At 72.4% G+C, this 22,805-nt stretch carries 24 protein-coding genes; 18 read left to right on the forward strand and 6 right to left on the reverse strand.

What is annotated here, in order from left to right; genetic code table 11:
- Positions 1 to 176: 176 nt before the first annotated feature.
- From infC to ABZ939_RS01155, 8 genes are all read left to right on the forward strand, one after another.
- On the forward strand, positions 177 to 893 hold the full coding sequence (infC, locus tag ABZ939_RS01120; RefSeq protein ID WP_361847944.1) for a translation initiation factor IF-3: 717 nt from the start codon (positions 177 to 179) through the stop codon (positions 891 to 893).
- Between the two features lie 123 nt (positions 894 to 1,016).
- Positions 1,017 to 1,211: a 50S ribosomal protein L35 gene (rpmI, locus tag ABZ939_RS01125; protein ID WP_019884943.1), complete on the forward strand. Its 195-nt coding sequence runs from the start codon at positions 1,017 to 1,019 to the stop codon at positions 1,209 to 1,211.
- Between the two features lie 107 nt (positions 1,212 to 1,318).
- Complete coding sequence (gene rplT / locus ABZ939_RS01130; RefSeq protein WP_030493496.1) at positions 1,319 to 1,705, forward strand: 50S ribosomal protein L20; 387 nt, start codon at positions 1,319 to 1,321, stop codon at positions 1,703 to 1,705.
- Between the two features lie 120 nt (positions 1,706 to 1,825).
- On the forward strand, positions 1,826 to 2,665 hold the full coding sequence (locus ABZ939_RS01135; protein ID WP_361847328.1) for an RNA methyltransferase: 840 nt from the start codon (positions 1,826 to 1,828) through the stop codon (positions 2,663 to 2,665).
- Positions 2,666 to 2,747: 82 nt separating this feature from the next.
- Entirely contained in the window at positions 2,748 to 3,899 is a 1,152-nt protein-coding gene (locus ABZ939_RS01140; RefSeq protein WP_361847331.1) for an ATP-binding protein, read from the forward strand.
- A gap of 137 nt (positions 3,900 to 4,036) precedes the next feature.
- Positions 4,037 to 5,164: a phenylalanine--tRNA ligase subunit alpha gene (gene pheS / locus ABZ939_RS01145; RefSeq protein WP_361438928.1), complete on the forward strand. Its 1,128-nt coding sequence runs from the start codon at positions 4,037 to 4,039 to the stop codon at positions 5,162 to 5,164.
- Positions 5,164 to 7,692 (forward strand): phenylalanine--tRNA ligase subunit beta, encoded by a 2,529-nt coding sequence (gene pheT / locus ABZ939_RS01150; RefSeq protein ID WP_361847334.1) that lies wholly within the window; start codon positions 5,164 to 5,166, stop codon positions 7,690 to 7,692. The genes pheS and pheT overlap by 1 nt, the downstream gene beginning before the upstream one ends.
- A gap of 123 nt (positions 7,693 to 7,815) precedes the next feature.
- On the forward strand, positions 7,816 to 9,534 hold the full coding sequence (locus ABZ939_RS01155) for a response regulator transcription factor (RefSeq protein WP_361847337.1): 1,719 nt from the start codon (positions 7,816 to 7,818) through the stop codon (positions 9,532 to 9,534).
- On the opposite strand, the gene ABZ939_RS01160 is transcribed toward ABZ939_RS01155, so the two are convergent.
- A complete protein-coding gene (locus ABZ939_RS01160) occupies positions 9,446 to 9,709 on the reverse strand; it encodes a hypothetical protein (RefSeq protein ID WP_361847340.1) in 264 nt (87 codons plus the stop codon). The genes ABZ939_RS01155 and ABZ939_RS01160 overlap by 89 nt on opposite strands.
- A gap of 120 nt (positions 9,710 to 9,829) precedes the next feature.
- Here ABZ939_RS01160 and ABZ939_RS01165 point away from each other — a divergent pair, with 120 nt between their 5' ends.
- From ABZ939_RS01165 to ABZ939_RS01185, 5 genes are all read left to right on the forward strand, one after another.
- Entirely contained in the window at positions 9,830 to 10,951 is a 1,122-nt protein-coding gene (locus ABZ939_RS01165; RefSeq protein WP_361847343.1) for an NAD(P)-binding domain-containing protein, read from the forward strand.
- 9 nt (positions 10,952 to 10,960) lie between these two features.
- Positions 10,961 to 11,374, forward strand: a complete 414-nt coding sequence (locus ABZ939_RS01170) for a tetratricopeptide repeat protein (protein ID WP_361847346.1) — start codon at positions 10,961 to 10,963, stop codon at positions 11,372 to 11,374.
- Between the two features lie 215 nt (positions 11,375 to 11,589).
- Positions 11,590 to 12,669, forward strand: coding sequence for a PP2C family protein-serine/threonine phosphatase (locus ABZ939_RS01175; protein WP_361847348.1), 1,080 nt, complete (start codon positions 11,590 to 11,592; stop codon positions 12,667 to 12,669).
- A 255-nt stretch (positions 12,670 to 12,924) separates the two neighbouring features.
- Complete coding sequence (locus ABZ939_RS01180) at positions 12,925 to 14,265, forward strand: transcriptional regulator (RefSeq protein ID WP_361847350.1); 1,341 nt, start codon at positions 12,925 to 12,927, stop codon at positions 14,263 to 14,265.
- Between the two features lie 51 nt (positions 14,266 to 14,316).
- Positions 14,317 to 14,847 (forward strand): NUDIX hydrolase, encoded by a 531-nt coding sequence (locus ABZ939_RS01185; RefSeq protein WP_361847352.1) that lies wholly within the window; start codon positions 14,317 to 14,319, stop codon positions 14,845 to 14,847.
- Between the two features lie 67 nt (positions 14,848 to 14,914).
- Here ABZ939_RS01185 and ABZ939_RS01190 read toward each other — a convergent pair whose 3' ends face one another.
- Positions 14,915 to 15,775, reverse strand: a complete 861-nt coding sequence (locus ABZ939_RS01190; protein WP_361847354.1) for a 3-hydroxybutyryl-CoA dehydrogenase — start codon at positions 15,773 to 15,775, stop codon at positions 14,915 to 14,917.
- Between the two features lie 127 nt (positions 15,776 to 15,902).
- A complete protein-coding gene (locus tag ABZ939_RS01195) occupies positions 15,903 to 16,148 on the reverse strand; it encodes a hypothetical protein (RefSeq protein ID WP_361847966.1) in 246 nt (81 codons plus the stop codon).
- On the opposite strand from ABZ939_RS01195, the gene ABZ939_RS01200 reads away from it, so the two are divergent.
- The gene (locus ABZ939_RS01200) at positions 16,069 to 17,253 is read left to right on the forward strand and encodes a family 10 glycosylhydrolase (RefSeq protein ID WP_361847946.1); all 1,185 of its coding nucleotides are present in this window, start codon (positions 16,069 to 16,071) and stop codon (positions 17,251 to 17,253) included. The two genes, ABZ939_RS01195 and ABZ939_RS01200, sit on opposite strands and share 80 nt — an antisense overlap.
- A 10-nt stretch (positions 17,254 to 17,263) precedes the next feature.
- Here ABZ939_RS01200 and ABZ939_RS01205 read toward each other — a convergent pair whose 3' ends face one another.
- Together ABZ939_RS01205 and ABZ939_RS01210 are read right to left on the reverse strand one after the other, a co-directional pair.
- Positions 17,264 to 17,458: a DUF1918 domain-containing protein gene (locus tag ABZ939_RS01205; protein WP_361847356.1), complete on the reverse strand. Its 195-nt coding sequence runs from the start codon at positions 17,456 to 17,458 to the stop codon at positions 17,264 to 17,266.
- Between the two features lie 84 nt (positions 17,459 to 17,542).
- The gene (locus tag ABZ939_RS01210) at positions 17,543 to 18,466 is read right to left on the reverse strand and encodes a DMT family transporter (protein ID WP_361847358.1); all 924 of its coding nucleotides are present in this window, start codon (positions 18,464 to 18,466) and stop codon (positions 17,543 to 17,545) included.
- Between ABZ939_RS01210 and ABZ939_RS01215 the strand changes: the two genes are divergently transcribed.
- The 4 genes from ABZ939_RS01215 to ABZ939_RS01230 all read left to right on the forward strand — a co-directional run bounded on the left by ABZ939_RS01215 (position 18,465) and on the right by ABZ939_RS01230 (position 22,327).
- The gene (locus ABZ939_RS01215) at positions 18,465 to 19,901 is read left to right on the forward strand and encodes a PLP-dependent aminotransferase family protein (RefSeq protein WP_361847361.1); all 1,437 of its coding nucleotides are present in this window, start codon (positions 18,465 to 18,467) and stop codon (positions 19,899 to 19,901) included. The genes ABZ939_RS01210 and ABZ939_RS01215 overlap by 2 nt on opposite strands.
- 55 nt (positions 19,902 to 19,956) lie before the next feature.
- Complete coding sequence (locus tag ABZ939_RS01220; RefSeq protein WP_361847364.1) at positions 19,957 to 20,406, forward strand: GNAT family N-acetyltransferase; 450 nt, start codon at positions 19,957 to 19,959, stop codon at positions 20,404 to 20,406.
- 85 nt (positions 20,407 to 20,491) lie between these two features.
- Positions 20,492 to 21,070, forward strand: coding sequence for a histidine phosphatase family protein (locus tag ABZ939_RS01225; protein WP_361847367.1), 579 nt, complete (start codon positions 20,492 to 20,494; stop codon positions 21,068 to 21,070).
- A gap of 27 nt (positions 21,071 to 21,097) precedes the next feature.
- A complete protein-coding gene (locus ABZ939_RS01230; RefSeq protein WP_361847370.1) occupies positions 21,098 to 22,327 on the forward strand; it encodes a methyltransferase in 1,230 nt (409 codons plus the stop codon).
- Here the strand turns inward: ABZ939_RS01230 and ABZ939_RS01235 are convergent.
- Positions 22,324 to 22,728: a VOC family protein gene (locus tag ABZ939_RS01235; protein ID WP_361847372.1), complete on the reverse strand. Its 405-nt coding sequence runs from the start codon at positions 22,726 to 22,728 to the stop codon at positions 22,324 to 22,326. The two genes, ABZ939_RS01230 and ABZ939_RS01235, sit on opposite strands and share 4 nt — an antisense overlap.
- Between the last annotated feature and the right edge of the window lie 77 nt (positions 22,729 to 22,805).

Below are 22,805 nucleotides of genomic sequence, written 5' to 3' on the forward strand. Positions count from 1 at the left end.
TGGCCGTCCTCACGGACGGCGGGTCACCGGTCAGGTGGCGCCCATCGTTCCGTACGGACGATGGAGCCGCCCGATGTGCGCCCCGCGGTTGACCGCGGCGGTGCTCCGGTATTTCCGTGGAGCCCCGCCTGTGTCCCGTCCGGGGCATTTTTGATGTACCGGCGCGGTTGGTCTCACTGAAACAGACATACGCGTCCGTCCGCCAGGCGGTCGCGTGGTGCTACCGAGGAGGATCCATCAGCGCCGAGCCCCGCATCAACGACAGGATTCGCGTTCCCGAGGTGCGACTTGTCGGACCCAGCGGCGAGCAGGTCGGGATTGTTCCGCTTGCCAAGGCCCTGGAGCTCGCACAGGAGTACGACCTCGACCTTGTCGAGGTCGCGGCGAACGCCCGTCCGCCCGTGTGCAAGCTCATGGACTACGGGAAGTTCAAGTACGAGTCGGCCATGAAGGCCCGTGAGGCGCGCAAGAACCAGGCGCACACGGTCATCAAGGAGATGAAGCTCCGGCCGAAGATCGACCCGCACGACTACGACACCAAGAAGGGTCACGTCGTCCGGTTCCTCAAGCAGGGCGACAAGGTCAAGATCACGATCATGTTCCGTGGTCGTGAGCAGTCCCGCCCCGAGCTTGGTTTCCGGCTGCTGCAGCGGCTGGCGTCGGACGTCGAGGAGCTTGGCTTCATCGAGTCCAACCCGAAGCAGGACGGCCGGAACATGATCATGGTTCTTGGCCCGCACAAGAAGAAGACCGAGGCCATGGCCGAGGCGCGTGAGGCCCAGGCCGCGCGCAAGGCGGAGCGTCAGGGCGGTTCGTCCGACGAGACCGCCGAGGCTCCGGCCGAGGAGGCTTCGGCCGAGGCTGCCGCCGAGGCCGAGAACCCCGAGGCGTGACCCGAGGGGCTGCCACCCAGGCAGCCCCGGGCTCCGCCCGGAACCACCAAACGAATCTGACGCTCCCGGATGCCCGGTGCCCGCACCGGGTGGGAGCGCCACTGACGAGGAGATAACGGCGCGATGCCGAAGAACAAGACGCACTCCGGTGCCAAGAAGCGCTTCAAGATCACCGGCTCCGGCAAGGTGCTGCGCGAGCGCGCCGGCAAGCGCCACCTGCTCGAGCACAAGTCGTCCAAGCTGACGCGTCGCCTCACCGGCAACGCCGAGATGGCCCCGGGCGACGCGGCCAAGATCAAGAAGATGCTGGGCATCTGAGCTTGATCTCCCGCCCTCGGCGACGAGGGCATCCGGCCAAGTCCGGGACCCATCCGATTTCCGGGTCGTGTGAGGACCACCACGACCCCGCTACAAGGAGTTAAGAAGTGGCACGCGTCAAGCGGGCAGTCAACGCCCACAAGAAGCGCCGGGCGATCCTCGAGCAGGCCAGCGGCTACCGCGGTCAGCGTTCGCGCCTGTACCGCAAGGCCAAGGAGCAGGTCACCCACTCCCTGGTCTACAACTACAACGACCGCAAGAAGCGCAAGGGCGACTTCCGTCAGCTGTGGATCCAGCGCATCAACGCCGCTGCCCGCCAGAACGGCATGACGTACAACCGCCTCATCCAGGGTCTGAAGGCCGCCAACATCGAGGTGGACCGCAAGATCCTCGCCGAGCTGGCCGTCAACGACATCAACGCGTTCGCCGCGCTGGTCGAGGTCGCGCAGAAGGCCCTCCCGGCCGACGTCAACGCCCCGAAGGCCGCTGCCTGATCCCCAGGCCGCAGATCTTCTGCACCGGACCCGCAGGCCTTCGGGCCTGCGGGTCCGGTCGTGTTCGGACACCCCCAGCCCCTTCACCCGCCCGGACCCCCGAAAAGAGCCACCGACCCCATGGGTACCCCCGAGTTGATCTCCCCGCGTTCCCCGCGTGTCGTCGCCGCCAGGCGGCTCGCCAAGCGCAACTTCCGGGGCAAGGACCGCCTCTTCATCGCCGAGGGCCCGCAGGCCGTGCGCGAGGCCGTCGAGCACCGTAGCGGCACCGGTGAGCCCACCCTCGTCGAGCTCTTCACCACCGTCGAGGCCGCCGAGCGGTACGCCGGGATCGTCGAAGCCGCCCGCGCGGCCGGGGCCCGTGTCCACCACGCCTCCGACGCCGTCCTCGCCGAGGTCTCCCAGACCGTCACCCCGCAGGGCCTGGTCGGTGTCTGCCGCTTCCTCGACTCGCCCTTCGAGGAGATCCTCGCGGCCAAGCCCAAGCTGGTCGCCGTCCTCGCCCATGTCCGCGACCCCGGGAACGCCGGCACCGTCCTGCGCTGCGCCGACGCGGCCGGCGCCGACGCCGTCGTCCTCACCGACGCCTCCGTCGACCTGTACAACCCCAAGTCCGTCCGCGCCTCCGTCGGCTCCCTCTTCCACCTCCCGGTCGTCGTCGGCGTCCCGGTCGAGCAGGCCGTCGCCGGCCTGAAGAGCGCGGGTGTACGGATCCTGGCCGCCGACGGGGCCGGGGAGGACGACCTCGACGACGAGCTGGACGCCGGCACCATGGGCGGTCCCACCGCCTGGGTCTTCGGCAACGAGGCATGGGGGCTCCCCGAGGAGACCCGCGCCCTGGCCGACGCGGTGGTACGCGTCCCGATCCACGGCAAGGCCGAAAGCCTCAACCTCGCGACGGCCGCCGCCGTGTGCCTTTACGCCTCCGCGCGTGCCCAGCGCCCCCGAACCTCCGCCTGAGGGGGTCCACTCCGCCACCTCCACCTAGTAGGGTGACGGGCTCGGGGGCCCACTGCGCTACACGGAGGGGTGGGGAACGGGGATGACGGTCGGCACGGACAGTCCCGCACACGCACGGAGCGGTGCCGAGCGGCCTGCCCCGGAGGAGCCGGGGGAACCGGCCGGCCCGGCGCCTGACGGCGTCGGGATCGACCCCGACGAGCTGCCCGACGGCCTCGTCGTCGCCGACGCCACGGGCCGGGTCGTCTGCTTCAACGCCGCCGCCAGCCGCATCACCTCCGTGCCCGGAGGCGAGGCCCTCGGCCTCCCCCTGGAGCAGGCTCTGCCCCTGGAGGACCTCAAGGGCCGGCGCTGGTGGACCCTCACCGACCCGTACGGCGGACTCGCCACCCGCCGCGGCCAGCCCGAGCGCAACCTCCTCCTGCCCGGCGGCCGCGAGGTCCTGGTCTCCGCCCGCTACGTCCGCGAGCACCCCACCGGGCCCGTCCGCCGCGTCGTCGTCTCCCTGCGCGGCACCGAGGCCCGACGCCGTACGGAACGCAGCCACGCCGAACTCATCGCCACCGTCGCCCACGAGCTGCGCTCCCCCCTGACCTCCGTCAAGGGCTTCACGGCGACGCTGCTCGCCAAGTGGGAACGGTTCACCGACGACCAGAAGCGGCTGATGCTGGAGACCGTCGACGCCGACGCCAACCGCGTCACCCGGCTCATCGCCGAACTCCTCGACATCTCCCGGATCGACTCCGGCCGCCTCGAGGTGCGCCGCCAGCCCGTCGACATCGCCGCCGCCGTCGGCCGGCACATCCAGGCCCACACCACCGGCGGCCAGTCCCCGGACCGCTTCTTCGTACGGGTCCAGCCCCAGCTGCCCGACCTGTGGGCCGACCCGGACAAGGTCGACCAGATCCTCGGCAACCTCCTCGAAAATGCGGTGCGCCACGGCGAGGGAACCGTCACCATCGAGGTGGCACCCACCTGCGCCACCACCGACGGAGAGAAGGGAACGGCGGTCACCGTGAGCGACGAAGGCCCCGGCATCCCCGAGGAGTCGATGGGACGCGTCTTCACCCGCTTCTGGCGGGGAAGCAAGCGCGGTGGCACCGGACTCGGCCTCTACATCGTCAAGGGCATCGTCGAAGCCCACGGCGGCACGATCACCGTCGGCCGCGGCCCCCGCGGCGGCGCCGAGTTCCGATTTATCCTGCCCGTCGGCGCCCCGGCCTATCTCGCCTGACGAGATCACGAGCCGCCCGGGCCGCCCACGGGCTCATTCGCGTCCCTGCGCCCCGTTAGACTCGACCTTTGGCACGTTTGCGCCCTTGTCGTCGAGCGGGGCCGCGCCCAGCCAGCCAAACGGAAGCACGGGAAGAGATGTCCGCACCCAATAAGTCGTACGACCCGGTCGAGGTCGAGGCCTTGAAACCGGAAGAGATCGAGCGCATGCGGGACGAGGCGCTCGCCGCCTTCGCCGCCGCGGGTGACCTCGACGCGCTCGCGCACGCGAAGGTCGCGCACACCGGTGGCACCTCGCCGCTCGCGCTGGCCAACCGGGAGATCGGCGCGCTGCCGCCGCAGGCCAAGGCCGCGGCCGGAAAGCTCGTGGGCCAGGCCCGCGGTGCGGTCTCCAAGGCCCTCGCCGCCCGGCAGGCCGAGCTGGAGGCCGAGCGCGACGCCCGCGTCCTGGTCGAGGAGGCGGTGGACGTCACCCTGCCGTACGACCGCGTCCCGGCCGGTGCCCGCCACCCGCTGACCACGCTCATGGAGCGGGTCGCCGACGTCTTCGTCTCCATGGGCTACGAGGTCGCCGAGGGCCCCGAGGTCGAGGCGGAGTGGTTCAACTTCGACGCCCTCAACTTCGTCCCGGACCACCCGGCGCGCCAGATGCAGGACACCTTCTTCGTTCAGGGCCCCGAAGGCACCACGGGCGACGAGTCCGGCGTCGTGCTGCGCACGCACACCTCCCCGGTGCAGGCCCGCACGCTCATCGACCGGGAGCCCCCGGTCTACGTCGTGTGCCCCGGCCGCGTCTACCGCACCGACGAGCTCGACGCCACGCACACCCCGGTCTTCCACCAGATCGAGCTGCTCGCCGTCGACGAGGGCCTGACCATGGCCGACCTCAAGGGCACCCTCGACCACATGGTCCAGGCGCTCTTCGGGCCCGACATGAAGACCCGGCTCCGTCCGAACTTCTTCCCGTTCACCGAGCCGTCCGCCGAGATGGACATGCTCTGCTACGTCTGCCGCGGCGAGTCCGTCGGCAACCCCGACCGGCCCTGCCGCACCTGCGGCAGCGAGGGCTGGATCGAGCTGGGCGGCTGCGGCATGGTCAACCCCAAGGTGCTCGTCGCCTGCGGTGTCGACCCGGAGAAGTACAGCGGATTCGCCTTCGGGTTCGGCATCGAGCGGATGCTGATGTTCCGCCACAACGTCGAAGACATGCGAGACATGGTCGAGGGTGACGTCCGGTTCACCCGGCCGTTCGGGATGGAGATCTGATGCGGGTCCCGCTTTCTTGGCTGCGGGAGTACGTCGACCTGCCGGCGACGGAGACCGGACGCGACGTCCAGGCCAAGCTCATTTCGGCAGGACTCGAGGTCGAGACGGTCGAGCAGCTCGGTGCCGGCCTGACCGGCCCGCTGGTGGTCGGCAAGGTCCTCACCATCGAGGAGCTGACGGAGTTCAAGAAGCCCATCCGCTTCTGTACCGTCGACGTCGGCCAGGCCAACGGCACCGGCGAGCCCCAGGAGATCATCTGCGGCGCCCGGAACTTCGCCGAGGGCGACAAGGTCGTCGTGGCGCTGCCCGGCGCCGTGCTCCCCGGCGACTTCCAGATCGCCGAGCGCAAGACGTACGGCCGGGTCTCCCGCGGCATGATCTGCTCGGGCGGCGAGCTCGGCATGGGCGACGACGGCTCGCACGGCATCATCGTGCTCCCGCCGGAGCACGAGGTCGGCATCGACGCCACCAAGCTCCTGGAGCTGTACGACGAGGTCCTCGACATCGCCGTCACGCCCGACCGCGGCTACTGCCTCTCGATGCGCGGCGTCGCCCGCGAGACCGCCATCGCGTACGGCCTGCCGCTGCGCGACCCGGCGCTCCTCGACGTGCCCGCGCCGAACTCGTACGGCTACCCGGTCCAGATCGCCGACCCGATCGGCTGCGACCGCTTCACCGCCCGTACGGTGGTCGGCCTCGACCCCGAGGCCCGCTCCCCGATCTGGCTGCAGCGCCGCCTCCAGAAGGCCGGCATGCGCCCGATCTCCCTCGCCGTGGACATCACCAACTACGTGATGCTCGAGCTCGGCCAGCCGCTGCACGCCTACGACCGCACCCGGCTCGACGGCCCCATCGGGGTCCGCCGCGCCGCCGCCGAAGAGACGATCACCACGCTCGACGGCGCCAAGCGCGTCCTCGACTCCGGGGACCTGGTCATCACCGACAACCGCGGGCCGATCGGCATCGCGGGCGTCATGGGCGGCGCCAACACGGAGATCGCCGACCCGGTGACCGACCCCGAGACGGGCATCGTCACGGGCACCACCGAGGTCGTCATCGAGGCCGCGCACTTCGACGCGATCTCGATCGCGCGCACGGCCCGCCGCCACAAGCTGCCCTCCGAGGCGTCCAGGCGCTTCGAGCGCGGCGTCGACCCGCAGGCCGCCGCGGCGGCCGCGCAGCGCACGGTCGACCTGCTCGTGCTGCTCGCGGGCGGCACGGCCGAGGCCGGTGTCACCGAGATCGTCGCCCCGACCGCGCCCCGCACGGTCACCATGCCGGCGAACCACCCGGACCGCGTCGCGGGCGTCGACTACGGTCGCGAGACCGTCGTCCGCCGCCTCCAGGAGATCGGCTGCGACGTCTACGGGCAGGACGAACTCGTCGTCACCGTCCCGTCGTGGCGCCCCGACCTGTTCGTGCCGAACGACCTGGCCGAAGAGGTCATCCGCCTGGAGGGGTACGAGAACCTGCCCTCCACACTGCCCAAGCCTCCGGCCGGGCGCGGCCTCACCGAGCGCCAGCGCACCCACCGCCGGGTCGGCCGCGCGCTGGCCGGGGCCGGCTACGTGGAGGCGCTGAACTACCCGTTCATCGGCGAGCAGGTCTTCGACCAGCTCGGCCTGGACGCGGACGACGCCCGCCGCCGCGTGGTCACGCTGGTCAACCCGCTCTCCGACGAGGAGCCCGCGCTCCGTACGACGCTGCTGCCGGGCCTGCTCGGCGCGCTGCGCCGCAACGACGGACGCGGCAGCCACGACCTGGCGCTCTTCGAGACCGGTCTGGTCTTCCGGCCGGGCGAGCAGCCGGGTGTCGCCGTCCGGCTGCCCGTCGACCGTCGTCCCACCGACGAGGAGATCGCCACGGTCAACGCCGCGCTGCCCGCGCAGCCGCGCCGGGTCGCCGTCGTCCTCGCCGGCGCCCGTGAGCAGGCCGGCTGGTGGGGCAAGGGCCGCCCCTCCGACTGGGCCGACGCCATCCAGGCGGCGCGCACCGTCGCCGCCGAGGCCGGTGTCGAGCTGATCATCAGCGCCGACCAGCACGCCCCGTGGCACCCGGGCCGCTGCGCCGCGTTCCATGTCGTGGTGGACGGCGAGAAGACCCTCGTCGGCCACGGCGGTGAGCTGCACCCGCGCGTCGTGAAGGCGCTCGGCCTGCCGGACCGCACCTGCGCGATGGAGCTGGACCTGGACCTGGTGGAGAAGGCGAACGAAGGCCCGCTGAAGGCCCCGAGCATCTCCTCCTTCCCGGTGGCCACGCAGGACGTCGCCCTGGTCGTCGACGCGAAGGTCCCGACCGACACGGTCGAGGCCGCGCTGCGCGACGGCGCCGGTGAACTCCTCGAGTCCATCCGGCTGTTCGACGTCTACACCGGCGACCAGCTCGGCGAGGGCCGGAAGTCCCTGGCGTACGCGCTGAAGTTCCGCGCCACGGACCGCACCCTCACGGTCGACGAGGCCAGTGCCGCGCGTGACGCGGCCGTGGCCCTCGCGGCCGAGCGCACGGGCGCCGTCCTGCGCGGCGCCTGATCGCGGAACCCTCAGGAGGGGGCCGGCCCGGACACCACCGGGCCGGCCCCCTCCGGCGTTCCCCCCGGGGTTCCTCGGCCTGACAAGCCCGCGATCGCGAGGTGCAATGGGGGAGGAGGCGCCATGGACGTCGCTGCGGAACTCGAACAGGCCAGGGACGCTTTCGGTCGTCAGGCATGGCGGGACGCCTACACCCGGTTGTCGCGCGCCGACCGGGAGGATCCGCTCGACCCCGACGACCTCGTACGGCTGGCCACCGCCGCCTATCTGGTCGGACACGACGCGGAGAGCGGCGCGGCGACCGAGCGGGCGCATCATGCGTACCTGCGTCTGGGCCTGCCGGCGCGAGCGGTGCGGTGCGCCTTCTGGATGGCGATGCCGCTCATCCTGAAGGGCGACGTGGCCCGCGGCGGCGGCTGGCTCGCCCGAGGGCAGCGACTGATCGACGACGGGCGGCTCGACTGTGTGGAGCAGGGCTATGTGCTGTTCCCCTCCGGCGTGCGGCTCGTCTACGAGGGCGACGCCGAGGCGGCGCACGCCGTCTTCACCAAGGCGGTCGAGATCGGCGAACGTTTCGCGGACCCGGAGCTGGTGGCCCTCGCACGGCACGGCCAGGGCCGGGCGCTGATCGCCGGGGGAGAGATCGCCGCCGGTGTGACGCTCCTCGACGAGAGCATGGTCGCGGTCACCTCCGGCGAGCTGTCGCCGCTCGTGACCGGCATCGTCTACTGCAGCGTCATCGAGGCCTGCCAGGAGATGTTCGACCTGCGCCGCGCGCAGGAGTGGACGGCGGCGCTGTCCGAATGGTGCGCCTCCCAGCCGGACCTCGTGCCGTACCGCGGCCAGTGCCTGGTCCACCGCTCCCAGGTGCTCCAGACCCGCGGCGCATGGCCCGACGCGCTGGACGAGGCGCGGCAGGCGTGCGACCGGCTCTCCGAGTCGCCGGGCCACCCGGCGCTCGGCATGGCCCTCTACCAGCAGGCCGAGCTGCACCGGGTACGCGGTGCGTTCACGAAGGCGGAGGAGGGCTACCGCCGGGCGGACCGGAGCGGGCACCCGGCACGGCCGGGACTCGCGCTGCTGTGGCTGGCCCAGGGCCGGGTCGACGCGGCCGTCGCGGCGATCAGGGGTGCCGCGGACGAGACGCCGGACCGGCTCGGCCGGGCGAAGGTACTGGCCGCGTACGTGGAGATCATGCTGGCCGCCGACGACGTGGCCGCGGCCCGCGGCGCGGCGGACGAGCTGTCGGGGATCGCCGACGACATCGGCGCCCCGCTGCTGTCCGCCGTCGCCGCGCATGCCCGCGGGGCCGTACTCCTGGCCGAGGGCGATGCCAGGGCCGCGCTCGACACCCTGCTCGACGCGTCCCGGACCTGGGCGGAACTCGACGCTCCGTACGACCGGGCACGGTCCCGCGTCCTGGTCGGCCGGGCACGGCAGCGGCTCGGCGACGCCGACACGGCCCGGCTGGAACTCGACGCGGCGCGTCAGGTGTTCCGGCAGCTCGGCGCGGCCCCCGACCTGGCCCGGCTCGACACGCCCACCCGCGACCGGCCCGCCGACGACACCAGGCTCAGCCCGCGCGAGATCGAGGTCCTGCGACTCGTCGCCACCGGCCGGACCAACCATGCGATAGCCGCCGACCTGGTTCTCAGCGAGAAGACGGTGGCCCGGCACCTGAGCAACATCTTCGGCAAGCTCGGCCTCTCCTCACGGTCCGCGGCCACGGCGTACGCCTACGAGCACGACCTGGTCAGCGGGCGGCGCAGCGGCCAGGACGCGGCAGATAGCGGGGCACGGAGGCCCGATAGCGCCGGTACTCCTCACCGAACGCGGCAGTGAGGGCTCGTTCCTCGCGCAGCACCTCGCCGTGCGTACACACGGCGACGGGCAGGAACGACGCCAGAGCCCAGCCCGAGCCGCCGGCGACCGCCGCGCCGACGTGCAGCAGCGCCCAGGGATGCGCGCGCCGCAGCCACGCGGCGATTCCGAGGCCCACCAGATGGGCTTCGGGCACCGGCACATTGGACAGAATCACCCATCGCCGTCGAGCCGCGCGGTTGGGGCGTTCTCCCGAAGCCGTCGTGCCTCCCACGTTCCTAGTGTCGAACACAAGGAACGACCGAGGAGGCCGACGATGAACCTCACCGACAGGGTTGAACACATCGAGACGGTCGTGATCGGCGCCGGTCAGGCGGGTCTCGCGACCGGATACCACCTCGCCGGGCGCGGCCTTCCGTTCGTCGTCCTGGACGGCAACGACCGCATCGGCGACAACTGGCGGTGCCACTGGGACTCCCTGCGCCTGTTCAGTCCGGCGCGCGTCGCCTCGCTGCCCGGGATGCGCTTCCCCGCGCCGCCGATGTCGTTCCCCACCAAGGACGAGATGGCCGACTTCCTGGAGACGTACGCCGCCACCTTCGGGCTGCCCGTGCGCAACGGGCAGCGCGTACAGCGGGTGGGCCGCGAGGACGGGCGGTACGTCGTGGAGACGGACACCACGGCCTATGTGTGCGACAACGTGGTCGTCGCCTCCGGCACATTCGGCCGGACCCCGTACATCCCTGCCTTCGCGGACGCGCTCGACCCGCGCATCACACAGCTGCACTCCAGCGCCTACAAGAATCCCGCTCAGCTGCGGCCCGGCGGCGTGCTCGTGGTCGGAGCCTCGCACTCCGGCGGGGACGTCGCCTACGAGGTGGGCTCGGCGGGCCACCCGACCGTGCTCAGCGGGCCGATCCACGGCGAGATCCCGTTCGACATCGAGGGCGGGCCGGCCCACGTGATCTTCCCGGCCCTGTGGTTCCTGGCGCAGCACCTGCTGACTCTCCGGACCCCCATCGGCCGCAAGATCCGTCCCGAGGTCAGAGCCCATGGCGGGCCGCTGATCCGGATCAAGCGGGCCGACCTCTCCCGCGCAGGCGTCGAGATGGTCCCGGAACGGACCGCCGGTGTGCGCGACGGACTGCCCGTCCTCGACGGGGGCCGTGTGCTCGACGTCGCCAACGTCGTCTGGTGCACCGGCTTCCGGCAGGACTTCTCCTGGATCGACATCCCGGTCACGGACGACGACGGCTGGCCGCTCGAGGAACGCGGCGTGGTGCCCTCGTCGCCCGGGCTGTACTTCGTCGGCCTGGCCTTCCAGTACGCCTTCGCTTCGATGCTCATCGGAGGCGCCGGCCGGGACGCGGAGTACGTCGTCCGGCACCTCGCGGGAAACGCCGTGCACCGCCGGCCGAAGGCGAAGGTCCCCGCGTAGGGGTGCCTCGTGGACACGACGACGGACACGACGACGGACCCGACGACACCCCGGCGCCGCGTGCGCGAGCACCTGGCGCGGGCCCGGTGGCACCGGGCCGGCGGCCGCTACGCGGAGGCCGAGCGCGCGCTGCGGGCGGCGCTCCGGCTCGCGCGCGGCACGCCCGGTCCCGCCTCGGCCGAGACGGCCGATGCGGCGTCGGCCCTGGGCATCCTGCTCGAAGCCCTGGGCCGACCCGCCGAGGCGGAAGAGGCCCTGCGCCACGCGGTGCACCTCTACGAAAGCGCCTACGGTCCCGACGACACACGTCTCGCCCCGCCGCTGAACGCCCTGGGCGCCGTCCTGCGCCTGCGCGGCGACCTGACCGAGGCGGAGCGGCTCTACCAACGGGTCGTCGACATCGTGCGCCGCACGACGACCTGATGCCGAGGGGGGCACCCGTGCGGGATTCCCCCTCCTGTGCGGGTGGCGGACGGGTGGCGCGCCGCGGCGCGCCGGGGGCGCTCACTCCTTCGGGTGAGATGTCCGGTCGGTGTTCCCCCGTCCCCCATACGGTCGGGAGAATCGACGCGGCCACAGGGGCGGGCCTGTGTGCCGCAGGGCCTTCGGGCGCTGCAGGGCCTCAGGAAGGGCCGTGCATGATCCGTACCAGGACGTTGCTCTCCGACGACTCCCGGCTGCGCCGGCTGGGACCACTCGCCCTTCCCACCCTCTGGGGTGCCGTGGCCGTGACCTGGAAACTCGGCTGTCCGCTGGCCCAGCAACCGGGCCTCCCCATGCGCATCGCGACCAGCGTGGTCTTCTTCACCGTCGGCACCGGGCTGATCCTCGGCATCCGCCGCGGCCTCTCGCGCGAGCTGAAGCGGATGCGGGCCATCGCGCACGCCACACAGAGCGTGCTGCTGCGCCCGCCGCCGCCCCGGCTCGACGGCCTGTCCGTCGCGGCCGGCCAGCTCTCCGCCTCCCGGGGCGCGGCCGTCGGCGGGGATCTGTACGAGGCGGTGGCCACGCCCTACGGTGTGCGGATCGTCATCGGGGACGTCCGGGGCCACGGTCTCGCGGCCCTCGGTGCCGTGGTCGCCGTGCTCGGCAGCTTCCGCGAGGCCGCCCATGACGAACCCGAACTCGGCGGCGTCCTGCGCCGGCTCGACCGGGCGCTCGGCAGGCATCTGCGCGAACGGGCCCGCGACGAACACCCGGCGGCCTGTCAGGGACGTGAGCCGGAGCATCCCGCGGCCGAGGAGTTCGTCACCGTGCTGCTCCTGGAGATCAGCCCGGACGGGGACGTGTACGCCCTCAACTGCGGGCACCCCGGGCCCTACCGGATCGGCCACCGGGTGGAGTCCGTCCCCGTCGGCGACCCGCTCCCGCCGCTCGGCGCCTTCCCGCTGCCCGCCGACCTCACCTCGTACCACTGCACCCGGCTCCTGCCGGGCGAGGCGCTCTTCCTGCACACCGACGGTGCCGAGGACGCCCGCGACGGGGCCGGTCGCTTCTTCGCCCTCGAAGCGGTCCTGGCCGAGGCCGCCCGGGACGTGTCCGTTCCGCCTGCCGCGCTCGTCCGTCGTGTGCACACCGCCCTGCTGCGGCACACCCGCGGCCGACTCGCCGACGACGTCGCCCTGTTGGTCGTCCGCAACGACCGGATGCGGGTTCCGGCGCAGCCCGCCGAACCCGGGCTGCGCCGTACCCGACCTGAGCCCTCCCCTCACTGGTGAGCGATGGGAACGGTCGTGCCGCCCGCCCTGCCACGGAGTGTCGGGCAGGTCGGCAGGGCGGGCGGCGAGTGCGGGCCGCCGCACTGTACGAGGGGGAGCCGGCGGCCCGGTCGCCTTGCGGCGAGGCGCCCAGTCAACAGGTCCGGACGGGACGGCGGCAGCGTGCACGGACCGGAAATACGGGCACTTCATTCACACCCCGTGCGAAACCGCCCGCCGCTACGCTGAGCCTGCCCATGGACCGAGGGAGGGGCCATGCAGCCCAACACCCTGCTCGACGCCCTGCTCGACGAGGCGGGCGTCTCACACGCCGGCCTGGCCGCCCATGTGAACCAGGCGGGCCGCTCCCGTGGCCTCGCCCTACGATACGAACACACGGCCGTGGCCCGCTGGTTGAAGGGGCAGCGGCCGCGGGGCCAGGTCCCCGACCTGATCTGCGAGGTGCTGGCCGCCCGGCTGCACCGGGCGGTCACCCTCGACGACATCGGCCTGGGCGTGCGGGGCGGCGAGGCCGTCGTGCACGGTTCGCCGCTCTCCGGGTTCGTCGAGCGGGCCACCGCCCTCTGGCGCTCCGACGAGCAGCAGCGGCCGCACATACTCGGGGCGCAGGCCGTCACCGGTACCCCCGCCGTGATGCCGGTCTGGGAGTGGGAGAACCCGCCGGAGGACTCCGACGTGTCTCGCGACGGCCGGACCAGGGTGTCGATGGCCGACATCACGATGCTCCGCGCCGCCCGTGCGCACTACGAGCAGATGTATCGCAAGGCCGGCGGCATCGCGACCCGCGCGCGGGTCGTCGGCTTCCTCAACACCGAGACCGCGCCGCTGCTGCGGGGCGCGTACAGCGACGATCTCGGCCGGCAGCTGCACCGCGCCACGGGCGGTCTGGTGGCGGTGGCCGGCATCTGCGCCTACGACTCCGACGCGCACGGACTCGCGCAGCGCTACTTCCATCAGGCGCTGCGCCTCGCGAAGGCGAGCGGGGACCGGGGCCTCGGCGCGTATGTGATCGCGCTGCTCGTCAACCAGTCTCTGTTCATGGGGGAGTTCCGGCAGGCGGTGGCGTTCGCCGAGGCGGCTCTGCGGGCGGCCGGGCGACAGATCACCCCGGCGCTCGCCGCCGATCTCTCCGCGATGCAGGCGAAGGCGTACGCCCATCTCGGCGACGGGGCGGCGGCGTTGACCTGCATCCGGCGGGCGGAGGCGGAGGCGGAGCGGATCAGCCCTGGACACGAGCCGGCCGAGACGGGCTATGTGCAGCCGGGGCTCGTCAATGTGCAGGTCGCGGAGGCTCTGCTCAGTCTGGGTGATCTTCCGGCGGCGCGGGAGCATGCGCGGGCGGCCGTGGAGACACCGGCGCACGACCGGGGCAGGGTGCACCGGCTGGCGATGCTGTGCCAGATCGAGCTGCTGCAGGGGGAGGCCGACGAGGCGGCGCGGACGGCCGTGGAGATGACCGAGCGGGCGCGCGGCATGGAGTCGCAGCGACTGCGCGACCGGCTGCGGCTCGTACGGGAGCACCTGCTGGCGAGCGACTGCGGGGACGCGCGTGAGGCGGCCGAACTCATCGACGGGGCGCTACGCGTTCCCCTGTGAGCCTTGGGCTGCTGCCATATTGCCACCGACCAATCGGAAGGTGGCAGAAACGTGCAGTGGACGAAATTAAGCGAACAGCCCGTGTATGAGAACCGCTGGTTCCGGGTGAACCTCGCGGACGTCGAACTCCCGGACGGCCGCCACCTCGACCACTATCTGATCCGGCTCCGCCCGGTCGCCGTCGCGACCGCCGTCAACGAGGCCAACGAAGTCCTCATGCTCTGGCGGCACCGCTTCATCACGGACAGCTGGGGCTGGGAACTGGCCGCCGGCGTGGTGGAGGACGGCGAGGATCTGGAGACGGCCGCGGCCCGCGAGATGGAGGAGGAGACGGGCTGGCGCCCGGGACCCCTGCGCCATCTCCTCACCGTCGAGCCCTCCAACGGCCTCACCGACGCCCGGCACCACCTCTACTGGGCCGAGGAGGCCACGTACATCGGCCCCCCCGAGGACGACTTCGAGTCCTCGCGGCGTGAGTGGATACCGCTCAAACTGGTCCCGGACATGATCGCCCGGGGTGAGATCCCGGCCGCCAACATGGCCGCCGGGCTGCTGATGCTCCACCATCTGCGACTCGGCTGACCTCGGGAAGAACGCCGAACGGCCCGTACCTGTGCGGGTGTACGGGCCGAACGGTGATCGGGGCGGCTCAGGAGTACGGGTAGAAGCCCGAGCCGGTCTTGCGGCCGAGCCGGCCCGCGTCCACCATCCGCTGGAGGAGCGGGGGAGCGGCGTACAGCGGCTCCTTGTACTCGGTGTACATCGAGTCGGCGATCGAGGCGATCGTGTCCAGGCCGATGAGGTCGGCGAGCTTCAGCGGGCCCATCGGGTGGGCGCAGCCGAACTCCATGCCGTTGTCGATGTCCTCACGGCTCGCGATGCCCGACTCGAACATACGGATCGCGGAGAGCAGATACGGGACGAGGAGGGCGTTGACCACGAAGCCCGACCGGTCCTGGGCGCGGATGGCGTGCTTGCCGAGCACCTTCTCGGCGAAGACCTGCGCACGGCTGATCGTGCCCTCGGAGGTGGTGAGGGCCGGGATCAGCTCGACGAGCTTCTGCACCGGGGCCGGGTTGAAGAAGTGGATGCCGATGACCGCGTCGGGGCGCGAGGTCGCCACGGCGAGCTTCACCAGGGGGATCGAGGAGGTGTTGGAGGCGAGGATCGCGTCCTGCCGGGTGACCACCTGGTCCAGGACCTGGAAGATCTCGGTCTTGACCTGCTCGTTCTCCACGACGGCCTCGATGACGAGGTCGCGGTCGGCGAACTCGCCCAGGTCGGTGGTGAAGCTGAGCCGCGCCAGCGTCGCGTCGCGCTCCTCCTCGCTGATCTTGCCGCGTTCGGCGGCCTTCGCGAGCGAGTTGTAGAGCCGCGTGCGGCCGATCTCCAGTGCCTCGCCGGTGGTCTCGGCGACCTTCACCTCGAGACCGCTGCGGGCACACACCTCCGCGATGCCCGCGCCCATCTGGCCGCAGCCCACCACTCCGACGCGCTCAATGTCGGCCATGGAGTCCGTCACCTCGTGCCTTTCGCTCTTCTCTGGCAGCGGGCCCCGTGTCATTCCGGTGCGTCCGCCTCGACCCCACGACGTTACCGCTCATTAACCGATGATCGATCGTCCGGGGCGGGCATCATCAGCTCATGCGTGTGACGTATCCGACACCTGAGGGATGACATATGGGACCCATCGGCAGAAGAGGGTTCGTGGCGGGCACCGCGCTGGCCGCGCTTTCCGCCGCCGCCGGCACCGCGAGCGCGCCCGCGTCGGCGTCGGGGACGGCGTCGGGGACGGAGCCGGGGATGGAGCCGGCGTCGGAGAACGAGTCGGAGTCGGAGTCGGTACGGAAGAGATCGCGGGCGGCGAGTGAGTTCCGCGGCATGTGGCTGGCGACGGTCCTCAACCGTGACTGGCCCTCCCGTACGGGCCTCGCCCCCGAGCGGCAGCGGGCCGAACTCCTCGCCCATCTGGACACGGCCGTCGAGCGACGGCTGAACACCGTGATCTTCCAGGTGCGGCCGAGCGCCGACGCCCTGTGGCCATCCCCACACGAGCCGTGGGCCGAGTGCCTCACCGGGGTGCAGGGCCGCGACCCGGGCTGGGACCCGCTGGGGACGGCCGTCGCGGAGGCCCATGCGCGGGGCCTCGAGCTGCACGCCTGGTTCAACCCGTACCGCGTGGCGCTTCACGCCGACCCGGCCCGGCTGTCCGCCGCCCACCCGGGCCGGCGCCACCCCGACTGGCTCGTCCGGTACGGCGGGCAGCTCTACTACAACCCCGGCCTGCCCGAGGTCCGCCGCTTCGTCCAGGACGCCATGCTCGACGCGGTCCGCCGCTACGACATCGACGCCGTGCACTGGGACGACTACTTCTATCCGTACCCGGTCGCGGGTCAGGTCTTCGACGACGACGCCGCCTTCGCGCGGTACGGCGCGGGTTTCCGGGACCGGGCGTCCTGGCGGCGGAACAACATCGACCTCCTGGTCTCCGAGACGGCCGCCCGGATCAAGGAGATCGGCAAGCAGCAGGCCTTCGGTATCAGCCCGTTCGGCGTCTGGCGCAACGCGGCCACCGACCCCGCGGGCTCGGACACCCAGGCGAGGCAGACCTACGACGAGCTGTACGCCGACACCAGAAAATGGATCAAGGAGGGCTGGATCGACTACGTCGTCCCCCAGCTCTACTGGCACATCGGCTTCGCCGCCGCCGACTACGCCAAGCTCGTGCCCTGGTGGGACGCGACGGTACGGGGAACGGGCGTCAGCCTGTACATCGGCGAGGCGCTCTACAAGTGCGGCGACCCGGCCCAGCCGGCGGCCTGGCGGGACCCGAAGGAACTCTCCCGCCATCTGACGCTCGCCGGCCGCTATCCGAAGGTGGGCGGGCACTGCTACTTCTCGGCGAAGGAAGTCGCGTCGGACCGGATCGGGGCGATGGCCGCCGTCGTGGCCGATCACTACCCGACCTGGGTCCGCCCGCCGCGCTAGGCGATTCGGTTCACGTCTTCTCGTGGTGACGCACGACGGTGTCGGGGCCCGGTGACATCAGGGCCTCGTGACCGTCGTCGTCGAACTTCACGCGGTACGGGGGGTTGCCGTTCTCGCCCAGTACCTGAAGGACCTCGGCCGTACGGTCGTGCTGACCGACGGTCCGGCCGTGCACCAGCAGTTTGTCGCCCACTGTCGCTTGCATCGGGGTGACCTCCTCGCGGCCGTGCCTGTCCTGTTTCGGAGTCTACGTCCGCCATTGTGACCCGCATCACCCCCGTGCGCGCGTTCAGCTCTTCGCGCGCTGGGTCACCGCGATGCAGACGAGCACCGCGCCGGCGGCGAGGGGTGCGGCGGGGGACAGGGACTCCCCGAGCAGCGTGACCGACCAGACGAGGGTCAGCAGCGGCTGCGCGAGCTGGAGCTGGCTCGCCTTGGGGATACCGATGGCCGCCATGCCGCGGTACCAGACGTACAGGCCGAAGAAGGTGGAGCCGGCCGCGACCCAGACAAGGCCGATGATGCCGTGGGCGCTGAGGCTGACCGGCTCGAAGGGCAGCGCGACGGCCGAACCCGCGACCATCAGCGGCAGGCAGAGGATCAGCGCCCAGCCGATGACGTGCCAGCCCGGCATGTGCTGGGCGAGCCGGCCGCCCTCGGTGTACCCGGCCGCACAGACCAGGAGCGCGCCGAAAAGGTACAGATCGCCCGTGGACAGGGCGCCGCCGCTCTGCTGGAGCGTGAAGGCGATGACGACCGCCGCGCCGGAGACGGCGGCGATCCAGAACGTACGCGACGGCCGGCGGCCCGTACGGATCGCGGCGAGGGTGGCCGTGGTGAGCGGCAGCAGGCCCACGACCACGGCGGCGTGCGAGGTCGTGGAGGTCTGCAGGGCCAGGGTCGTCAGGAGCGGGAAGCCCACCACGACACCGCCGGCGACGACGGCGAGACCGGCCCAGTGGCGGCGCTCGGGCAGCGGCACCCGCATCGCGAGCAGGAAGGCCCCCGCGATGAGCGCGGCGAGCGTCGAGCGCACGGCGACCAGCGACCAGGGGCCGAAGCTCTCGAGCCCCCAGGCGGTGGAGGGGAAGGTGAGCGAGAACGAGACCACGCCCAGCGCGGCCAGGAGCGTTCCGCGGGCCCGCGGGGAGGCGGTGGTGGCGCTGCCGACCGCTATCGCCGAAGTGGGAGTAGCGCTATTCTGTGCTGTCATGCAAGAGTGTAGCAGTGTGGGTGAACTGGCCAACTCCCTGAGGGCGGAACTCAACCGCTACTCACCCGGAGGAAAGCTGCCGTCGAGCCGTGCCCTCGTCGAGCGCTACCGGGTCTCCCCGGTGACGGTCACCAGGGCCCTCGCCCAGCTAGCGGCCGAGGGCCTCGTCGTCACCCGGCCGGGGGCCGGGGCGTTCCGGGCCGAGCCCCGCGCGCAGACGCCCGTCGTGGGGGACACCTCCTGGCAGGAGGTGGCGCTCAGCGCCGACACCGCGACCGAACTGGTCCCGCGGGCCGTCGACGCCTCCGGCGTGCTCGTGACGCTGTCGGCGCCGCCCCCGGGCGTCGTCGAGTTCAACGGCGGATATCTGCACCCCTCGCTCCAGCCCGAACGCGCCATGGCCGCCGCGCTGGCCCGCGCGGGCCGCCGCCCCGGCGCCTGGGGCCGGCCGCCCACGGACGGCCTGCCCGAACTGCGCGAGTGGTTCGCCCGCGAGATCGGCGGCACCGTCACCGCCGCCGACGTCCTCATCACGGCAGGCGGCCAGTCCGCCATCACCACCGCCCTGCGGGCCCTCGCCCCGCCCGGCACGCACGTCCTCGTCGAATCGCCGACCTACCCCGGCATGCTCGCGATCGCCCGCGCGGCCGGCCTGCGTCCCGTCCCCGTCCCGGCCGACGCCGACGGTGTCCGCCCCGACCTGCTGGAGGCCGCCTTCCGGGCCACCGGCGCCCGGGTCCTCGTCTGCCAGCCGCTCTTCCAGAACCCGACCGGCGCCGTCCTGGGCGCCGAGCGCCGGCGTGACGTCGTCAGGATCGCCCGCGCGGCCGGTGCCTTCGTCGTCGAGGACGACTTCGCCCGCCGGCTCGTCCACGAGGACGCCGCCCCGCTGCCCGCGCCCCTCGCCGCCGAGGACGCGGACGGCGTGGTCGTGCACGTGTGCTCCCTGACCAAGCCCACCTCACCGAGCCTGCGCGTCGGCGCCCTCGCCGCCCGGGGCCCCGTCCTGGAACGGCTGCGCGCCATCCAGGTCGTCGACAGCTTCTTCGTGGCCCGCCCGCTCCAGGAGGCCGCCCTGGAACTCGTCGGCTCGCCCGCCTGGAGCCGCCATCTGCGCGCCGTCTCCCAGGAGCTCAGAAGCCGCCGCGAGGTCATGACCGGGGCCCTCGCCCTCCACCTCCCCGAACTCGCCCTGCCTCACATCCCCTCCGGCGGCTACCAGCTCTGGCTCAGGCTCCCCGACGGCATCCCCGAGCCCGCCCTCGTCGCGGGCGCCCTGCGGGCCGGCGTTGCCGTCGCCCCCGGCCGCCCCTACTTCTGCGCCGAGCCCCCCGCCGGCCACATCCGGCTGAGCTTCGCGGGCGTGGCCGGGCCCGCCGAGATCGCCGAGGGGGTGCGGCGGCTGCGGACGGCCGTCGACGAACTCGCCCCCTGAGACGGCCCGCAAAATGACCTGACAACCGCCGCGGCGGCCTGGAAGCCTGCCCGGCATGAGCACCACGAACGCCACACCGCTCCTCACGCACGGCGCGTACGAGATCTCCACCGACCCGGCCCGGATCGACCGGGCCCGGGTCCACCACTGGCTCTCCACCGACGCGTACTGGGCACTGGGCCGCCCGCGCGACAAGCAGGACCGGGCCGTCGACGGCTCCCTCAACTTCGGCGCGTACCACCGCGAGACGGGGGAGATCGCCGCCTACGCCCGGGTCGTCACGGACCACGCCACCTTCGCCTGGCTCTGCGACGTATACGTCGACCGGCCGGCCCGCGGCACCGGGCTCGGCACCGCCCTCGTGACCGCCGTCCGGGACCACCTGGAGCCGTACGGGCTGCGTCGCATCATGCTCGCCACCGCCGACGCGCACGGTGTGTACGAGAAGGTCGGTTTCGAGACCCTGCGGAACCCGGACAAGTGGATGACTCTCGGGCTGCACTGACCGCGCCACCGGCTCAGGATCACAAATCGGGGTTCGCGCATATGCCCTCTTGACCTGCCAGGCTTCCGGCCCCACGATCGCGGCCATGGGTACAAGGGTCACGCTCGTCACAGCGGCGCGCAGCTCCTCCCTGCTCGCCGAGCGCTTCGACGACGACCGGCCGCTCGACGAGGCCGGCTGGTACGAGGTGCAGCTCGCCGCACACTCGCTGGTCCCGCTCGGCGCGGCCGAGCTGCGCTACTGCTCCCCGACGCCCCGCAGCCGCGCCACCGGCACGGCGCTCGGGTACGCCCCGCTCGCCCAGCCCGCCCTGCGTGACTGCGACATGGGCCGCTGGCGCGGACTGACCCTCGCCGAGGTCGCCGCGCTCGAACCGGCCGCCGTCGACGCCTGGCTGGCCGACCCGCGGACCGCCCCGCACGGCGGCGAGACCCTCCTCGCCTTCATCTCGCGCATAGGGGGCTGGCTCGACACCCGGCCCGCCGACGACGGCTCCATCGTGGCCGTCGCCGAACCCGCCGTCGTACGCGCCGCCCTGGTGTACGCGCTCAAGGCGCCGCCCGCCACGTTCTGGAACGTCGACGTCCGCCCGCTGTCCACGGTCACCCTCACCGGCCGCCCCGGACTGTGGCACCTCCATCTGCAGGCGGCCGCCGGACTCTAGGGACCGACCGGCTAGCCTGAGACCACGATGAACCGTTTGACCACGTCATGGGGCGAGTTCCCGCTCACCCGCTTCCCCGAGGACCCGCGCGACTCCCTGCGAGCCTGGGACGCGTCCGACGAGTACCTGCTGCGGCACCTGGCCGAGACGGACACCGACCTGTCCGGCGCGGTCGCCGTCGTCGGCGACCGCTGGGGCGCGCTGACCACCGCCCTCGCCGCCCGCCGCCCCGCCGCGCTCACGCAGATCTGCGACTCCTACCTCGGCCGCCGGGCGACCGAGGAGAACCTGGCCCGCTCCGGGGCCGCCCCGGACGCGGTCACCCTGCTCACCACCCAGGACCCGCCGCCCGAGCGCGTCGACGTCCTGCTCGTCCGTGTCCCCAAGAGCCTCGCTCTGCTGGAGGACCAGCTCCACCGGCTCGCGCCCGCCGTGCACGAGGGAACCGTGGTCGTGGGGACCGGCATGGTCAAGGAGATCCACACCTCCACGCTCCAGCTCTTCGAGAAGATCCTCGGCCCCACCCGCACCTCGCTCGCCGCGAAGAAGGCCCGGCTGATCTTCTGCACCCCGGAACCGGCTCTGGAGCGGGCGGCCAACCCCTGGCCGTACCGGTACGAACTCCCCGCCGACGCCGCCGTCGTCGCCGGACGGACCGTCACCAATCAGGCCGGGATCTTCTGCGCCGACCGCCTCGACATCGGCACCCGCTTCTTCCTCCAGCACCTGCCGACGGGCCTCGGCCGCGCCCGGGTCGCCGACCTGGGCTGCGGAAACGGAGTCGTCGGCCTGGCCGTCGCGCTCACCGAGCCCGAGGCCGAGCTGGTCTTCGCCGACGAGTCGTACCAGGCCGTCGCCTCGGCCGAGGAGAACTTCCGCACCCACGCCGCCCCCGGCCGCACCGCCGAGTTCGTGGTCGGGGACGGCCTGGCGGACCTCGCCCCCGGCTCGGTCGACCTCGTGCTCAACAACCCGCCGTTCCACAGCCACCAGGCCACCACCGACCGCACCGCACGCCGGATGTTCACCGACGCGCGGCGCGCCCTGCGGCCGGGCGGGGAACTGTGGGTCGTCGGCAACCGGCACCTCGGCTACCACGTCACGCTGCGCCGCATCTTCGGCTCCTGCGAACTGGTCGCGAGCGACCCGAAGTTCGTGGTCCTGCGGGCCGTCAAGCAGTCGGGCGGGCAGGGCCGGAAGGCAGCGGGGCAGGCGGCTGCGCCGGCCGCACCGCGCGGACAACGCGCGCCGCGCTAGGGCTTCCAGGCGCGGGAGCAGAGGACGAGCCGGTAGCCGTCGGGGTCGGCGACCGTGACCCCGAACTCCTCCCAGTACTGGTTGTGCGCCGGCACCCGCGTCCCGCCGGCCGCGAGCAGCCGGGCCACCTGGGCCTCCTCGACGGGCGCGCCCAGGTAGACCACGAACAGGTCGTCGACGGTCGGCGTCGGCTCCAGCGGGTTCTCGGGGTCGTGGGTGAGCTCGAAGTGCCAGGTGCCGTCCGCGGGACCGACCATGACCAGGTCGTGCTTGCCGGACACCCGCTCCGTGCTCCTCCACAGCACGTCGAGGCCGAGCCCCTCGACGTAGAAGCGCTCGGCGGCGGCGATGTCCCGCGAGGGACGGGCGACACGAATCCGGGTCTGCGCGTTGACGATCATGGAGTGGAGCGTAGTCAACGCACGTCACGGGGTCGGCCCTGCCCCATGGGCAGGGCCGACGGTCGAGGCGCCCGGCC

The organism is Streptomyces sp. NPDC046712 (genome assembly GCF_040645695.1).
Classification (GTDB): domain Bacteria; phylum Actinomycetota; class Actinomycetes; order Streptomycetales; family Streptomycetaceae; genus Streptomyces.

Excerpts from the sequence above, each read along its gene's own strand:
- ABZ939_RS01180 (WP_361847350.1), top strand. The coding sequence starts at position 12,925 with ATGCAGCCCAACACCCTGCTCGACGCCCTGCTCGACGAGGCGGGCGTC.
- ABZ939_RS01155 (WP_361847337.1), top strand. The coding sequence starts at position 7,816 with ATGGACGTCGCTGCGGAACTCGAACAGGCCAGGGACGCTTTCGGTCGT.
- ABZ939_RS01205 (WP_361847356.1), bottom strand. The coding sequence starts at position 17,458 with ATGCAAGCGACAGTGGGCGACAAACTGCTGGTGCACGGCCGGACCGTC.
- pheT (WP_361847334.1), top strand. The coding sequence starts at position 5,164 with ATGCGGGTCCCGCTTTCTTGGCTGCGGGAGTACGTCGACCTGCCGGCG.
- ABZ939_RS01225 (WP_361847367.1), top strand. The coding sequence starts at position 20,492 with ATGGGTACAAGGGTCACGCTCGTCACAGCGGCGCGCAGCTCCTCCCTG.
- ABZ939_RS01210 (WP_361847358.1), bottom strand. The coding sequence starts at position 18,466 with ATGACAGCACAGAATAGCGCTACTCCCACTTCGGCGATAGCGGTCGGC.
- pheS (WP_361438928.1), top strand. The coding sequence starts at position 4,037 with ATGTCCGCACCCAATAAGTCGTACGACCCGGTCGAGGTCGAGGCCTTG.
- ABZ939_RS01175 (WP_361847348.1), top strand. The coding sequence starts at position 11,590 with ATGATCCGTACCAGGACGTTGCTCTCCGACGACTCCCGGCTGCGCCGG.
- ABZ939_RS01190 (WP_361847354.1), bottom strand. The coding sequence starts at position 15,775 with ATGGCCGACATTGAGCGCGTCGGAGTGGTGGGCTGCGGCCAGATGGGC.
- ABZ939_RS01140 (WP_361847331.1), top strand. The coding sequence starts at position 2,748 with ATGACGGTCGGCACGGACAGTCCCGCACACGCACGGAGCGGTGCCGAG.
- ABZ939_RS01215 (WP_361847361.1), top strand. The coding sequence starts at position 18,465 with ATGCAAGAGTGTAGCAGTGTGGGTGAACTGGCCAACTCCCTGAGGGCG.
- ABZ939_RS01200 (WP_361847946.1), top strand. The coding sequence starts at position 16,069 with ATGGAGCCGGCGTCGGAGAACGAGTCGGAGTCGGAGTCGGTACGGAAG.
- ABZ939_RS01235 (WP_361847372.1), bottom strand. The coding sequence starts at position 22,728 with ATGATCGTCAACGCGCAGACCCGGATTCGTGTCGCCCGTCCCTCGCGG.
- ABZ939_RS01195 (WP_361847966.1), bottom strand. The coding sequence starts at position 16,148 with ATGCCGCGGAACTCACTCGCCGCCCGCGATCTCTTCCGTACCGACTCC.
- rpmI (WP_019884943.1), top strand. The coding sequence starts at position 1,017 with ATGCCGAAGAACAAGACGCACTCCGGTGCCAAGAAGCGCTTCAAGATC.
- ABZ939_RS01135 (WP_361847328.1), top strand. The coding sequence starts at position 1,826 with ATGGGTACCCCCGAGTTGATCTCCCCGCGTTCCCCGCGTGTCGTCGCC.
- ABZ939_RS01230 (WP_361847370.1), top strand. The coding sequence starts at position 21,098 with ATGAACCGTTTGACCACGTCATGGGGCGAGTTCCCGCTCACCCGCTTC.
- ABZ939_RS01220 (WP_361847364.1), top strand. The coding sequence starts at position 19,957 with ATGAGCACCACGAACGCCACACCGCTCCTCACGCACGGCGCGTACGAG.
- ABZ939_RS01165 (WP_361847343.1), top strand. The coding sequence starts at position 9,830 with ATGAACCTCACCGACAGGGTTGAACACATCGAGACGGTCGTGATCGGC.